Annotated in this window: 11 protein-coding genes; 9 read left to right on the top strand and 2 right to left on the bottom strand. The window is 45.3% G+C overall.

What is annotated here, in order from left to right:
• The first annotated feature begins 188 nt into the window (after positions 1 to 188).
• From cysS to JCM15907_RS06220, 7 genes are all read left to right on the top strand, one after another.
• Positions 189 to 1,664, top strand: a complete 1,476-nt coding sequence (cysS, locus tag JCM15907_RS06245; RefSeq protein WP_025843152.1) for a cysteine--tRNA ligase — start codon at positions 189 to 191, stop codon at positions 1,662 to 1,664.
• Between the two features lie 20 nt (positions 1,665 to 1,684).
• Positions 1,685 to 2,455, top strand: a complete 771-nt coding sequence (locus JCM15907_RS11105; protein ID WP_306305480.1) for a glycosyltransferase family 2 protein — start codon at positions 1,685 to 1,687, stop codon at positions 2,453 to 2,455.
• Complete coding sequence (locus JCM15907_RS13850) at positions 2,443 to 2,658, top strand: hypothetical protein (RefSeq protein WP_306305479.1); 216 nt, start codon at positions 2,443 to 2,445, stop codon at positions 2,656 to 2,658. The genes JCM15907_RS11105 and JCM15907_RS13850 overlap by 13 nt, the downstream gene beginning before the upstream one ends.
• A 137-nt stretch (positions 2,659 to 2,795) precedes the next feature.
• Positions 2,796 to 5,210: a YfhO family protein gene (locus tag JCM15907_RS06235; protein ID WP_051522417.1), complete on the top strand. Its 2,415-nt coding sequence runs from the start codon at positions 2,796 to 2,798 to the stop codon at positions 5,208 to 5,210.
• Positions 5,211 to 5,256: 46 nt separating this feature from the next.
• Positions 5,257 to 6,915 carry a tetratricopeptide repeat protein gene (locus tag JCM15907_RS06230; RefSeq protein WP_242396824.1) on the top strand — a complete coding sequence of 553 codons (1,659 nt, stop codon included), beginning with the start codon at positions 5,257 to 5,259 and terminating at the stop codon, positions 6,913 to 6,915.
• Positions 6,912 to 7,475 carry an isochorismatase family protein gene (locus JCM15907_RS06225; protein ID WP_036885588.1) on the top strand — a complete coding sequence of 188 codons (564 nt, stop codon included), beginning with the start codon at positions 6,912 to 6,914 and terminating at the stop codon, positions 7,473 to 7,475. Before JCM15907_RS06230 ends, JCM15907_RS06225 begins: the two co-directional genes overlap by 4 nt.
• Positions 7,476 to 7,592: 117 nt before the next feature.
• Complete coding sequence (locus JCM15907_RS06220) at positions 7,593 to 8,996, top strand: YihY/virulence factor BrkB family protein (RefSeq protein WP_025843148.1); 1,404 nt, start codon at positions 7,593 to 7,595, stop codon at positions 8,994 to 8,996.
• Between the two features lie 159 nt (positions 8,997 to 9,155).
• Here the strand turns inward: JCM15907_RS06220 and pckA are convergent, their stop codons facing one another.
• On the bottom strand, positions 9,156 to 10,766 hold the full coding sequence (gene pckA, locus JCM15907_RS06210) for a phosphoenolpyruvate carboxykinase (ATP) (RefSeq protein ID WP_025843147.1): 1,611 nt from the start codon (positions 10,764 to 10,766) through the stop codon (positions 9,156 to 9,158).
• Positions 10,767 to 10,817: 51 nt separating this feature from the next.
• Entirely contained in the window at positions 10,818 to 12,308 is a 1,491-nt protein-coding gene (locus tag JCM15907_RS06205; protein ID WP_025843146.1) for a butyryl-CoA:acetate CoA transferase, read from the bottom strand.
• Positions 12,309 to 12,805: 497 nt separating this feature from the next.
• Here JCM15907_RS06205 and miaB point away from each other — a divergent pair, with 497 nt between their 5' ends.
• Both miaB and JCM15907_RS11100 read left to right on the top strand, forming a co-directional pair.
• Entirely contained in the window at positions 12,806 to 14,182 is a 1,377-nt protein-coding gene (gene miaB / locus JCM15907_RS06200; RefSeq protein WP_025843145.1) for a tRNA (N6-isopentenyl adenosine(37)-C2)-methylthiotransferase MiaB, read from the top strand.
• Between the two features lie 406 nt (positions 14,183 to 14,588).
• Positions 14,589 to 15,128: a CD225/dispanin family protein gene (locus tag JCM15907_RS11100; RefSeq protein WP_025843144.1), complete on the top strand. Its 540-nt coding sequence runs from the start codon at positions 14,589 to 14,591 to the stop codon at positions 15,126 to 15,128.
• The last annotated feature ends 30 nt before the right edge of the window (positions 15,129 to 15,158 follow it).

Here is a 15,158-nt window from a genome sequence, read left to right as displayed (position 1 = left end):
TTCAGAAAGTGCTACAAAGTATCCATATTCTCCCCTCATTCTCAAACCCTTGTCTCATTTTACCCTGACACATCTTCCATGAAAAGGGAGTATGCCTCCTTTTTGAAGACCTCTGCCCATAGTCTCTACTTTAGTTGACCGATAAACTGTATCTTTGTATAGATATTTTGGCATAATAGTAGCTAATTATGGAACATCCTTTTTTTCTATATAACACGCTCAGTAGAAACAAAGAGCAATTTATCCCTATCGCAGCCCCTCATGTGGGACTTTACGTTTGTGGTCCTACGGTTTATGGAGATGCACATTTGGGGCATGCTCGCCCAGCAATCACTTTCGATATACTATTCCGTTACCTGACCCATTTAGGCTACAAAGTACGTTATGTACGTAATATCACCGATGTAGGGCACTTAGAAGCCGATGCCGATGATGGAGAGGATAAAGTGGCTAAGAAAGCACGATTGGAGCAGTTGGAGCCTATGGAAGTGGTGCAATACTACCTGACTCGCTACCGTCATGCTATGGAGTCGCTCAACGTGTTGCCGCCAAGCATAGAGCCTATGGCAAGTGGTCATATCATAGAGCAAATTCAGTTGGTTGAAGAGATTCTACAAGCAGGTTATGCCTACGAAAGCAAAGGTTCGGTCTACTTCGATGTAGAGAAATTCAATAAAGATTTTGGTTATGGTATCCTGAGTGGTCGTAACATAGAAGATATGATAGCCAATACTCGTACCTTAGATGGGCAGGATGAAAAGCGTAATCCGCTTGACTTTGCCCTGTGGAAATGTGCCAAACCCGAGCACCTTATGCACTGGCCCGCACCATGGAGCGAAGGCTTTCCCGGTTGGCACTGCGAATGTACTGCTATGGGTAGAAAATATTTGGGTGAGAACTTCGACATCCACGGAGGAGGTATGGACTTGGTTTTTCCCCATCATGAGTGCGAGATAGCCCAAGCCACAGCCGCCCAAGGACATCAGATGGTGCGCTATTGGATGCACAACAACATGATTACTATCGAGGGAAAAAAGATGGGAAAAAGTTTGGGCAACTTCATCACTCTTGACCAATTCTTTACAGGCGATCACCCCAAACTAACACAAGCCTACTCTCCAATGACCATCCGCTTCTTTATATTAGGAGCGCATTACAGAGGAACAGTAGACTTTAGCAACGAAGCGTTGCAGGCTGCCAACAAGGGGTTAGTACGTCTTTTGGATGCCAACGACCAACTCGACAAGCTCACCACTAGTAGCAAGAGCAGTTATGATATAGCTTCGATAGCTACCCAATGCGCCGAAGCTATGAATGACGACCTCAATACGCCTATCGTTATTGCCACCCTCTTCGACGCCGCAAAGCTCATCAACCGCCTCCGCAATGGCGAAGAGCAGATCTCTCAAGAAGATTTGGATGAACTGAAGCGCATTTATCGCCTCTATCTCTTCGACATTTTGGGTATGAAAGACGAGCGTGTATCGGGTAGTACAGGCACCGAAGCCTACAAGGGAGCGGTCAATCTGCTCCTTGACATCCGTCAAACTGCTAAGAGCCAAAAGGATTGGGCTACTTCGGACAAAATCCGAAATGCCTTGACAGAACTCGGCTTTACTATAAAAGATACCAAAGAGGGTGCTGAATGGCAACTCAACGAATAAGCTATTCATAGGATGCAACTATGCCTACTCCTCCTCGTTACTCTATAATCGTACCGGTCTACAACCGCCCCGAAGAAGTGGCAGAGTTACTACAAAGTCTTGTAGAACAAACGTTACAAACGTTCGAGGTGATTATCGTAGAGGATGGTTCTTCCCATCCCTGCCATGGGGAGGTAGACCGCTACAAAGAGCATCTCTCCATACAGTATCACAGCATTCCTAATGGAGGACCATCTAAGGCTCGTAATGCAGGGAGTATGTGGGCAGAGGGGGAGTATATTATCATCTTAGACTCCGACGTTATCCTCCCCCCCCAATACATAGCCTCTATAGAGCAAGCCCTTCAATGCTACCAAGAGCAGGGGAAACCTTTAGATGCTTTTGGAGGGCCTGATGCAGCACATACCGACTTTACTACCATACAGAAGGCTATCAACTACTCGATGACCTCTTTCCTTACAACTGGAGGCATACGAGGCGGAAAGAAGCGCATCAGTCATTACTACCCCCGAAGTTTCAATTTGGGTTGCCGTACAGCACTCTATAAAGAGATGGGCGGGTTCGATACCTCTATGCGTTACGGTGAAGATCTCGACTTTAGTATGCGTTTGCACGAGAGAGGGGCGCACGTACGACTCATACCCGAGGCATTTGTATACCATAAAAGACGTAGCACTTTTGCACAATTTTACCGACAAGTATTCAAGTTCGGCGGTGCTCGAGTGGCACTCAGTCGTCGCCATCGAGCTCTCTCCGCCCCATTCATCTACTCCCCTCTGTGGGAACAATAGGTCTCTCTCTCCTTTTCTTGGGAGGAATTATTAGCCTTTGGTCATGGTTGCCAATAGGGGGGCTTACTCTTCTCTTCTTTTTAGATGCACTCCAGCAAACCCGAAGCCTTAAAGTAGCGGGTTGTGCCGTTATAGCCTCTTTCATTCAAATCTTCGGGTATGGGTTAGGACTCATCACAGCTCTTTTTTCACACTCCACATAAATACACTAATAAGCATCAAGCTCTTTACGTATGAATATGACTCTCCCCTCAAAGAATACACTCCTACAACGCCTCAAGCATTATGGCCCTATGCTGTTATAGTAGTCCTCTTCGGCATTATAGCCACTGCCTATTTCATGCCAGCTACGTGGGAAGGGCGCGTACTCTTTCAGCAAGATGTAGCGGGGGCTTCAGGCAATGGACAAGATGTGCGAGACCATGAAGTAGCTACAGGCGAGCATTCCTACTGGACCAATGGTCTCTTCGGGGGGATGCCGATGTACCAAATATCTCCCTCCTATCCCTCTACAGAAGCCCTATCAATAGCCGAGAAAGCATACACCTTGCGTTGGCCCTTACAGATTATGGGAGACTCTCCATGGTTACTCTTTGCCATGCTAATTGGGTTCTTCCTACTGCTCAAATCGTTACAGATAAAGAATATTCCTGCCACAATAGGAGCTATTATGTGGACCTTCTCGAGTTACTTTATTATCCTCATAGCGGCAGGACACATTTGGAAGCTCATGGCATTGGCTTTCATACCTCCAACCATCGCAGGGCTGGTATGGATTTATCGGGGTAAATGGTTGCAAGGAGCTTTTGTATTGGCTCTCTTCACAGCGTTACAACTCCTCGCCAACCACGTACAGATGACCTATTACTTTCTCTTCGTTATGGGTTCTATGGTAATAGGTTGGTGTATAGATTCGATACGCACAAAGCGTATAGGACACTTTCTCCGCTCCACGGGGGTAGCTCTTATAGCAGGGCTTATCGGTATAGCCGTTAATGCATCGAACTTATATCATACCTATCGCTACGCTCAAGAGACCATGCGAGGCGGTAGCGAGCTGACTCTCTCCTCCGAAGATCTCTTAACGCCACAACACACAAAGGAAAATAGTAGCGGTTTAGATAAAGCGTACATTACTCAATGGAGCTACGGAGTGGGTGAAACTTGGAGTCTACTCGTGCCGAATATCAGAGGAGGTGCTTCTGTACCTTTAAGCACAGAAGCCGAACGCTTGAACAACGTTCCTTCGATATACCGTCCGTTGCTCTTAGGTACACCCTCCTACTGGGGAGAACAACCTTTCACATCGGGTCCTGTCTACGTAGGAGCTTTCGTTTGTGTTCTCTTTCTCCTCGGCTGCTTTTTAGTTCGAGGCCCTATAAAGTGGGCTATGCTTGCCATGACCCTACTTTCTATACTCCTCTCTTGGGGTAAAAATTTTATGCCCCTGACGGAGCTTTTCATCGACTACTTTCCCTTATACAATAACTTCCGAGCAGTCTCTTCAATTTTGGTAATTGCCGAGTTTACCATCCCTGTACTGGCTATTTTAGGCTTAGCTGAGGTGATCAAAACACCCAACATACTAAGAGAGAAAAAATGGGCTACGCTCTTCGCTGTAGGGTTACCGATGGTGGCGTTGCTACTCTTTGTTATACTCCCCGACTGGTTCTTTAGCTTTCTCTCTTCGGAAGAGCAGGAGCAATTCGGTCAGCTCATTCTTTCCCATCCCGAATACATGGGACTTAGAGATGCCTTAGTAGAGATACGTAGAGAGATGCTCCGTAGCGATGCACTTCGCTCGATAGTGATTATCGCCCTTTCGGCTGGAGTAATTATTCTTTACACCAAGGGAAAATTAAAATCTACACCTGTTCTCATCCTCTTAGGAGTTATCACTTTCGTCGACTTGTGGCAGGTAGATAAGCGTTATCTACACGATGCTATGTACCAACAACCCACGCAAGTGCAGGCTATGGCTACCCCACAAACAGAGGCAGATCGTATTATTTTGAACGACAAGACCCTTGGTTATCGTGTTTGGAATATGTCTGTCAATTCGTTCAACGATGCTACGACCAGCCGTTGGCACAAAAGTATTGGGGGCTACCACGCAGCCAAACTACAACGGTATCAAGACATCATAACGCATCAGTTGCTCAAAGGCAATCAAGGGGTCGTAAATATGCTCAATACCCGTTATATTATCCAACCCGACCCAGAGACCCGAGTACCTATCCCCTTCTTTAATCAAGAAGCCTATGGACCTGCTTGGTTTGCACAAAAAATAAAGGTAGTGCCCAATGCAAACAGCGAGATGCAAGCCCTTGATACAGAAGACTTGCGCACAACAGCAATAGTTGATAAACGTTTTGTAGACGATAAGCTCCAACAACTGCTACCCCTTACTGATAGTATAGCAGAGGTAACGCTTACCCTGCACACACCCAATCGAGTAGAGTACAGTACTTCGAACAGACAAGATGCCCTCTTAGTTTGCTCCGAAATATACTATCCCGAGGGTTGGATAGCTACCATTGATGGAGAGGAACATCCAATTATCCGAGTCAATTATACACTTAGGGGCATCATCGTACCTGCGGGCAAACATTCAGTGCGCTTCACCTTTGCTCCTACATCTATTGCCACAACCGAAAGGATTGCTTTCGTCGCTCTCATCCTACTCTTCTTACTCCTTTTAGGCACAATTTTCCAATCTGCGAGGAGTTTTCGAACTAATAAAACCACTAAATAATAAACCCAATATGTCTCGAGGATTTTTGCATACAACCGCATTGTGTATGACTACAGCTTTAATGATGGCATCATGTAGCCCCAAATTAAAGCCACTTTCTGAACAGCAGTTCACAGCCGAACCTCACCCCTTAGAGCTGGTCGGAGGGTACATACCGACCACTATATCGGTCAATATCCCCACTAAATGGATGCACAAAAAGGCCAAAGTATCTTTCCTTCCCGTATTACGCTATGCAGGAGGAGAAACTTGGGGCATGACCGAAACTATCCAAGGAGAGAAAGTTTTGGACAATCATCGCTCGGTAAGCTATGTAGATGGGGGTATCATACGAGTAAACACTCGTTTTGATTACAGCGACCCTCGCCTAATGCAAAGTGACCTTTATATGACTTTCAATGCCACTATCAATGGCAAAACTGTGCAGCTGCCCGAAGTAAAAATCGGAGAGGGGACTCTTGCCACACAGACACTGGCAGATGCTTCGGGAGCTACGCCTATTATTGCTCCCGATGCTTTTCAAAGGATTATTAAGGAACGTTTCGATGCGGATATCCACTTTCTTATACAGCAGGCCAACATACGTTCACAAGAATGGAAGAAAGAGGATGTACAAGAATGGAAAGAACTCGTGGAAAATGCTCAACAAACACCTAATCAGCGTGTTTCGGTAGAGGTACAAGCCTATGCCTCTCCCGATGGAGGAGTAGAACTCAACGAGAAACTTTCTGCACAAAGAGAACGAAACACCACTTCTGCCCTCAATAAGGAGTGGAAGAAGAACGTAGCCATAAATGCCCACTACACGGCACAAGATTGGGAAGGCTTCCGCACCTTTGTAGAGCAAAGTTCTATCCAAGACAAGGAACTCATCCTCCGTGTACTCTCTATGTACAGCGACCCTGAAGAGCGTGAACAGGAGATTCGTAACATAAGCGTCGTGTATGATCAATTGGCTAAAGAGATTTTGCCTCGCCTACGTCGTTCTCGACTCACTGCAAATATCGAAACTATTGGAAAAAGCGATGAGGAGTTAAGTCGTTTGGCACATACCTCTCCCGAAACGCTCAGCATAGAGGAATTACTCTACGCCGTAACTCTCGAAGGTAATCCCTCCAATCAAGAACGTCTTTACCTAAAAGCCTCTCAACTCTATCCCAAAGATGCTCGTGCCTACAACAATATAGGTTCGCTCTATCTCCAAAAGGGCGAAGAAAAAAAAGCCCTCGAATGGTATGAACGCGCACGTTCGGTACAAGACCTCCCAGAGATTCGTTTGAACCTCGCTTTACTCTCCCTCGACAAAGGTGATTTGAAACGTGCCGAAGAACTAATCGGTACCTCCGTAGCGACTTCCTCGAAAGGAAGCAACGAAGTAATCGCTCTACTCTATCTCAAACAAGGTAAGTATGAGCAAGCCTTAGCCACCTATGGTGAGACAAAGAGCAACAATGCAGCCATTGCACAGCTTCTCACGAAAAACTATAAAAAAGCCCTTGAAATACTCGAAAGCGTAGAGAGAAGCAACGCCACTACCGACTACCTCAAAGCGATTGTAAGCAACCGAATAGGAGACAAACGAGGAGCAATGAACTATCTTCGTGAAGCCCTACGTCGTAACCCCAATATGGTAAATCGCCTACGTGTAGACAAAGAGTTTGCCAATCTATCGCAAGACGGAGAGTTTCAAGTATTACTACGATGAATATCCCTAAACCCTATACGCTGCTGGTCGTAGACCCTCAGGTAGACTTTGTTAGCGGCTCTTTAGCAGTACCGCATGCGGCGAAGGCTATGGAGCAACTAACAGAGTGGGGCAACCTCCATATAGAAGATATGGAAGCTCTTATTATTACCTCCGATCAGCACACGTGGAATCACTGTAGCTTCAAAGCCTATGGAGGTGTATGGCCTCCTCATTGCATCCGTCACACCATAGGAGCAGCTCTCACACCCGAGCTTATTCCACTCATAGAGCAGGTGATAGTCCGAGGCATCCCCTACCAAATGGTAGAAAAAGCAACGACTGCCGAACAAGATGCGTATAGTGCCTTTGAAAAGGAACTTCCTCCTCTACTTCAAAAGGCGACACACATAGTGGTGGCAGGTATTGCTGGAGACTACTGCGTACTACAATCGGTACGTGATTTGCTTCGTTTCAATCTAAGCGATAAGCTCTACCTTTTGGAGCAAGGCATCGCAAGTATCGATGACGGCACTACTCTCCGCTCCTGCATACAGCAAGAGGGGTTGCGTACCCTTTAAGCCTCTCAAAGAGGGCAACTTCTCCTCCTATACCTCTCTTTTCTCCCACTCAAAAGAAACAAACCATCTATCCCCAATTACCTACCTCTTAGCCATCTAACTATTAAATATATCCCTATGAAGAAAAAAGCAAAACGCTCGGAACCAGTTACCCCCAAGAAAAAAAATCGCTTCTTCCGTAAGTGCACCTATCTATTCAATAGGATTTTCTTCTTCATTACGAAAGATATGTGGCACATTCGAGAGCATGAGGTAAGCGGTATTCATAGACTCTACATCAATGCGCTTAAGTCTATCTATATGGCTATTAAGGGTTTTGTTGCAGAGAACTTAACCCAAAAAGCCTCTGCCTTAACCTATAGCACAGTACTTTCGATAGTACCCCTACTGGCAGTGCTTTTAGGCATCGCCAAGGGATTTGGCATACAAGATATATTCTACAAAGCTCTGCTCGACTACTTTCCCTCGCATCAGGAGCAACTAACCCGCTCTTTTGGCTTTGTAGACAACTACTTAGATCAGGTACGTAGTGGCATCTTCCTCGGGTTCGGGTTGCTTTTGCTTTTATACACTGTGTTCAACCTACTCTCTACTATAGAGAGTGCTTTCAACGACATCTGGGAAACCCCTAAAGGACGTCCGCTCAAAGCAAAGATTACAAGCTATTTCACAATGCTTTTTCTCCTTCCCGTAATCATTACCGTATCTTCGGGATTGACACTCACCATGAGCACTATTAAGAATAGCTTTATCAAAGACTACATCATCATAGGACCTATTTCCGAATTAGTACTGCACCTCATACCCTTCGTACTTATCGTCTTTACCTTTGTAGGTATGTTCATGGCCATGCCCAACGTTAAGGTACGCTTCCTACCTGCATTGCTGTCGGGTATTTTGGCAGGTATTGCCTTTCAAACCTTCCAAGTGATGTACATCAACGGTATGATGTGGATTTCAAAATACAACTCCATATATGGTAGTTTCGCTGCTTTCCCTCTCTTACTTCTGTGGATACAACTTACGTGGATTATCATACTCTTCTGCGCCAAGCTCTGCTATGCGATACAGAATGTAGATAAATTCTACTACGAAAAGGAGACAACTTTAGTCTCCAGAAGGTATAGCGATTTCCTCACTATCCTTGTAGCAGGGCACATCATACAGCGTTTTGTAGATATCTCCACACAGACACCACACACAGCAGAGAGCATTGCCAATACGTGCAAGATACCCATTCGACTCACTATGATTATTATCCGAGAACTCATCGAACTGGGTATCATCATCGAAGTAAACTACCCCGAAGATCTCAAAACAGGCTACTACTATCCAGCTCTCGACCCTGATAAAATTAGCATAGGCTATATAGTACAACTATTGGATGCCAAGGGGAGTGAAAATTTCAAAGTAGATCGCCAACGTTATGCTACCGAATGGCAACTTACACTGGCAACACGTAGCGGACTCAAAGAGACTTCTGCCGACACCCTACTCAAGGACTTACCGCTCGGTAACTAACAAAGGCTATCGAGCGCTCTCTTGCAATTATTGCGCTCTCCTCTTGGTATAAGAGCAAATCCCAATCCTCTATTGAAAGAAAAAGGGAAGCAACACAATGTTGCTTCCCTTCTTTTTTAGCTCATAAAGTCTCTAAGTGAGACGCTCAAATGATAGCAATTAGTCTACCTTAGGACCTGCATCTACAAGAGCTTTACCGGCTTCGTTGCCTGTGAACTTAGTAAAGTTCTTCACAAAGCGCTCTGCCAAGTCTTTCGCCTTGTTTTCCCATTCGGAAGCATCTTTGTAGGTGTCGCGAGGATCGAGAATATTGCTATCTACACCGGGCAAAGCAGTAGGTACTTCGAAGTCGAAGAAAGGAATCTTCTTAGTAGGTGCCTTGTCGATAGAACCGTCCAAAATAGCATCAATAATACCACGTGTATCCTTAATAGAGATACGTTTGCCTGTTCCGTTCCAACCTGTATTTACAAGGTAAGCCTTAGCTCCGACAGCTTCCATACGTTTTACCAACTCTTGTCCATACTTAGTAGGGTGGAGTGAGAGGAAGGCTGCACCAAAGCAAGCTGAGAAAGTAGGCGTAGGCTCAGTAATACCACGCTCTGTACCTGCCAACTTAGCCGTAAATCCACTCAAGAAGTAGTATTGTGTCTGCTCTGGAGTGAGTATAGATACTGGAGGCAACACTCCGAAAGCATCTGCCGAAAGGAAGATAACCTTATTGGCATGTCCTGCCTTAGAAACAGGCTTAACGATGTTATCGATATGATAGATAGGATAGGACACACGCGTATTTTCTGTAACGCTCTTATCCGTAAAGTCTATCTTACCATTAGCATCTACGGTAACGTTTTCGAGCAAAGCATCACGACGGATAGCCTTATAAATATCGGGTTCGCTTTCTTTACTTAGGTCGATAACCTTAGCATAGCAACCACCTTCGTAGTTGAAGACTCCATCATCGTCCCATCCATGCTCGTCATCTCCGATGAGCTGACGCTTAGGATCGGTAGAGAGTGTGGTTTTACCCGTTCCCGAAAGTCCGAAGAAGATAGCTGTTTCCTTACCATCAAGACTGGTATTAGCAGAGCAGTGCATAGAAGCACGTCCGTTGAGCGGATTTAGGTAGTTCATATAAGAGAACATACCCTTTTTCATCTCACCACCATACCATGTGTTCAAGATGATTTGGATCTTTTCAGTAAGGTTGAAAACTACGGCTGTCTCTGAGTTCAATCCCAACTCCTTATAATTATCCACCTTAGCCTTAGAAGCGTTCATGATAACGAAATCAGGCTCTCCAAAATTTGCCAACTCTTCATCGGTAGGACGGATAAACATATTCTTCACAAAGTGTGCCTGCCAAGCCACCTCCATAATGAAACGGAGTTTAAGACGGCTATTGGGGTTAGCTCCGCAAAAAGCATCTACTACGAAGAGACGTTTGTTAGAGAGTTGTTCCGTAGCAATACGCTTCAATTCTTTCCAAGCCTCTGGAGTAATGGGCTTATTATCGTTCTTGTATTCGTCGGAAGTCCACCAAATGGTATCACGGGTCGTATCGTCCATTACGAAGAATTTATCCTTGGGCGAACGTCCTGTATAGACTCCTGTCATCACGTTAACAGCTCCGAGTTCTGTCACTTGTCCCTTTTCATAGCCTGTCAATTCAGGCTTGGTCTCCTCTGCATAGAGTTGCTCATACGAGGGATTGTAGACAATCTCGGCAGCATCGTGGATATTGTACTTACTTAAATCTGGTGTTTTCATCATCTATTACTTATAAAATGTATGTTCAATCTTTTCTATTCGCAGGGTCATTTACTTCTTGGAGTACTCCGCCAAGCGCATATCCCCTTTCTCGATAGCTGCTTTGTGGAAAGCAAAACAGTTGTCGAGGTCTTGTGGTGTTTGCCCCTCAATGCCTCTTTCGAGATACTCATTGAGAAGAGGTCTATAATCAGGGTGTACACAATTATCAATAATGCAACGCGCTCTTTGGCGAGGAGAGAGACCTCTCAAGTCGGCAATACCATACTCTGTGATAATAACCTTTACCGAATGCTCACTATGATCTACGTGCGATACCATAGGTACAAAAGCACTTACCTTACCCTCCTTGGCGGTAGAGGGGGTGGTGAATATAGATATAAAGGCATTGCGAGTAAAGTCTCCTGAGCCACCCAAGCCGTTCATCATACGAGTACCATTAACGTGGGTAGAGTTGATATTACCGAAGATGTCCGCTTCAAGAGCGGTATTGATGGTAATAACACCTAATCGGCGTACAATCTCGGGACTATTGGAGTACTCTACAGGACGGAGCAATAATTTGTCGCGGAAGAAATCGAGGTTACTATATACCTCTTTTATAGCAGAGCGACTCACCGAAAGAGAGCAACCACTGGCAAAACGTACTCTCCCCTTTTTCATCAATGCAATTACAGAGTCTTGAATAACCTCCGTATATATATCGAAAGCAGGAATTACCTCATTGTCTCCCAATGAACCTAAAACAGCGTTCGCCACATTACCTACCCCACTTTGGATAGGAAGAAACTCTTTAGGAATGCGTCCGCACTTGAGTTCATTGGCCAAGAAACGAGCCACATTGTCTCCAATAGCCTTCGTAACTTCGTCCAAGGGAGCGAAATCGCCCTCATCGTTAGGTTCGCTCGTATGTACAATGGCAACAATCTTCTCGGGGTCTACCTGTATATAGGGCTTACCGATACGGTCGCTGGGCGTATAAATAGGTAACTCTTTCCTGTGAGGAGGGTCGAGAGGCTCTACCAAATCATGGATACCACGAATTTCTTTAGGGTGCTTCTCGTTAAGCTCGATGATAATCTTTTTCGCCATGCGGCATATAGTGGGGAGTATCCCCACACCCGAAGTAGGTACGATCTGACCATCTTCGGTTACATCGGCAGCCTCTACAATAGCTACATCTACGGGACCTAAAAACCCATAGCGTAACTCCTGTGCCAGCATAGAAAGGTGCATATCGAAATATTGTGTACCTCCTGTATTGATTAACTTACGAAGATCTTTATTGGACTGATAAGGTGTGCGGAACTTTATTGCATTAGCACGAGCCAATTCGCCATCAAGACGATCGCCCGTTGATGCACCGGTAAACATCCCGATGGCAAAAGGACGCCCTGCCTCGTGCTCTGCTTTGGCACGACGAGCAAGTGCTGCGGGTACTACTTTTGGACAACCCGCTGGAGTAAAACCACTAAACCCAACGTTATCTCCATTTTGAATAAAGGCTGCGGCTTCTTCTGCCGACATAATTTTGGTTTTCATCTTTTTCCTCTGTGTCTATTATCCTTATGAATATTTTGTATTAAGAGGCGCCATGTCTCTGTTCTAAATAGTTCACATTCTCTTTTGTACTTTTGTACCGAGTATGGACACCCAAAGATACGAAGTATTCATCAAAGTATCCTTATCTAAAAGGATGTTTTTTACCGAACCTTTTATAGGAAATATAGGTTGGTAGTAAAGGAATAAAATGCAGAGAATGTTCAAAGAGATGTTTACAGCGTACCCAGTGCCTCATAAAAACATGGGGGGTCTTCTTTTGCCTACTGTGGCAAACACTCCTACGCAATGCCCTCTACACACAGAAAGGGCGAACTTCTCAGCTCACCCCTCCCAACATAACCAAAACCTTAACTTATGAAAAGTCCTATTATTCACTACAAATATATACAATTAATTTGATATTACAAAAAACATTTTAGATAATATTTTATCTATCCACCCATACAAACGAGCCGATTAAAACAAGATTACATAAAATGCAACCCACAGAAAGCAAAAATATATCACGGAAAGTACACATAGAAACCTATGGTTGTCAAATGAACGTAGCCGACTCTGAAGTAGTAGCTGCTATCATGGAGATGGCGGGCTACGAGATAACAGACTCGCCCGAGCAAGCAGATGCCTTGCTAATCAATACCTGTTCGGTACGAGACAATGCCGAGAAGAAAGTACTTAACCGCTTGGAATACTATAATGCTTGCCGTCGCAAACACAAACACCCCTCTATAATAGGGGTTTTAGGTTGCATGGCAGAACGAGTACGCCAAGATCTTATTGACAATCATGGTGTAGATATTGTGGCGGGGCCTGATGCCTATGCCGACCTACCCAACCTATTTGCTGCTGTAGAAATGGGGCAAAAAGCGATGAACATAGAGCTTTCACGCACCGAGACCTACCGCGATGTTATCCCCCTCAAGATGGAAGGGCTTCACATCACGGGCTTTGTCTCCATTATGCGTGGGTGCGACAACTACTGCACCTACTGCATAGTACCCTACACACGTGGGCACGAGCGTAGCCGAGAGGTAGAGAGCATACTCCGAGAAATAGATCACATGGTACAATTGGGCTATCGAGAAGTAACACTCCTCGGGCAGAATGTCAATTCGTATCAAATCAAACAGGAAGATGGTACCCTCTTCGACTTTGCCGACCTACTGCAAGCCGTAGCAGAGCGTGCCCCCAAGATGCGCATCCGCTTCACTTCGCCCCACCCCAAGGATATGAGCGACAAGACCATCGCTATAATGGCGCGCTACCCCAACATCTGCAAGCACATCCACCTGCCTGTACAGAGCGGTAGCAATCGGATACTGAAACTCATGAAGAGAAGCTACACTCGCGAATGGTATCTCGATAGAGTAGCTGCCATCCACAAGGCTATGCCCGACTGTGCCATAGGAACGGACGCCTTTTGTGGCTTCTGTGGAGAGACGGAAGAGGATTTCCAAGAGACGCTCGACATTATGCGTAGGGTACACTTCGACTCTGCCTTCATGTTCAAATACAGTGAACGACCTGGCACTTACGCAGCGAAATATCTCGAAGACGATGTACCCGAAGAGACCAAACTACGACGTCTTAACGAAATGATTGCTCTACAAAACGAATTGAGCCTTAGCTCCAACAAGAGCGATATAGGCAAGCAATTTGAGGTACTCGTGGAGGGGGTGAGCAAAAAGTCGCCCAACGAACTTTTTGGACGTACCTCGCAAAACAAGGTAGTGGTATTCCCCAAAGTCAAGGCACGCATCGGTAGCTTCGTACAGGTAGAGGTACTCGAAGCCACGTCTGCCACACTCTTAGGGCGAGAAGTTTCCACAGAGGTGGAGCAAGGGCAGCAATAAAAGTTCTCAAGGGTTTAATCCTTCGTTTCAAAAGGGTCTATGCTTTCACTCAAAAGGGTCTATGGTTTCTTGAAAAAGCATAGACCCTTTTGCACAAAACCCTCCGTGCAAACTTGCAAAACCTTCCGTGCAAACTCTCTGAAGGATTATACCTTTGGTTCTCCCTGCCCCAAAGGCACTTCTAACAAGCTATACGATACCTATTCATAAGGTCTTATCAAGAGAATAATATCTTCTTCTGATAAGACCTTTTTCTATTGCCTTTTCTTCTGGCACACATCTCTATTGCAACAAAAAGATATACCTTTACGAAATAAAATTATAATACTTTAAGGGCTTACCACCATTGGGATAGAAAAAAGGACACACATCCTTCCAAGCAATAGGCTCAAAAGAACAATGACAAATGATTAGTCGCTACCGACCTATGGATAAATTATACTACTGCATTCTGCATGAACAACAGCAGGGCCCCTTTACTTTAGAGGAACTTTTGAAAAGAGATATTACCCTCGACACTCCAATATGGACAGAGGGTATGCCCGATTGGAAAAAAGCCTCGCAGGTATTCGAAGTGGCACGACACTTGAGACCTCAGCCCACCACTCCTCCACCCTCCTATACATCTCCCTCGGCACAGAGAGATTTCATAGTAGAAGAGTATAAGGAACCCTGCCCTCCCTCCTATTTGGTTTGGTCGGTGCTCATCACGCTATTTTGCTGTCAAATCTTGGGCATCTTCGCCATTATCAGCTCGGCAGGAGTGCAGTCTGCCTACCGTAGAGGCGATTATCAAGAGGCAAAAAGAAAGAGCAAAAGAGCACTCGGACTCATCGTTTTCGGAGCTATCTTCGGCTTTATCTTCTCCGCACTTTACTTGATTTTTACGTTTGCCTTGGCAACGGAGGGCGATTTTACGGAGCTATTCCCCCACTTCTTCTATTAAGAGTAACGCCCAGCATGGCTGAATAGGTTC

Origin of the sequence: Porphyromonas gingivicanis JCM 15907 (genome assembly GCF_000614585.1) — a bacterium.
Taxonomy (GTDB): domain Bacteria; phylum Bacteroidota; class Bacteroidia; order Bacteroidales; family Porphyromonadaceae; genus Porphyromonas; species Porphyromonas gingivicanis.
This window is presented reverse-complemented; position numbering and strand designations above follow the sequence as displayed.

Bases quoted from the DNA above. Each gene is read 5' to 3' on its own strand.
- cysS (WP_025843152.1), top strand. From the start codon at position 189: ATGGAACATCCTTTTTTTCTATATAACACGCTCAGTAGAAACAAAGAG.
- JCM15907_RS11105 (WP_306305480.1), top strand. From the start codon at position 1,685: ATGCCTACTCCTCCTCGTTACTCTATAATCGTACCGGTCTACAACCGC.
- JCM15907_RS06235 (WP_051522417.1), top strand. From the start codon at position 2,796: ATGCCAGCTACGTGGGAAGGGCGCGTACTCTTTCAGCAAGATGTAGCG.
- JCM15907_RS06230 (WP_242396824.1), top strand. From the start codon at position 5,257: ATGACTACAGCTTTAATGATGGCATCATGTAGCCCCAAATTAAAGCCA.
- JCM15907_RS06225 (WP_036885588.1), top strand. From the start codon at position 6,912: ATGAATATCCCTAAACCCTATACGCTGCTGGTCGTAGACCCTCAGGTA.
- JCM15907_RS06220 (WP_025843148.1), top strand. From the start codon at position 7,593: ATGAAGAAAAAAGCAAAACGCTCGGAACCAGTTACCCCCAAGAAAAAA.
- pckA (WP_025843147.1), bottom strand. From the start codon at position 10,766: ATGAAAACACCAGATTTAAGTAAGTACAATATCCACGATGCTGCCGAG.
- JCM15907_RS06205 (WP_025843146.1), bottom strand. From the start codon at position 12,308: ATGAAAACCAAAATTATGTCGGCAGAAGAAGCCGCAGCCTTTATTCAA.
- miaB (WP_025843145.1), top strand. From the start codon at position 12,806: ATGCAACCCACAGAAAGCAAAAATATATCACGGAAAGTACACATAGAA.
- JCM15907_RS11100 (WP_025843144.1), top strand. From the start codon at position 14,589: ATGATTAGTCGCTACCGACCTATGGATAAATTATACTACTGCATTCTG.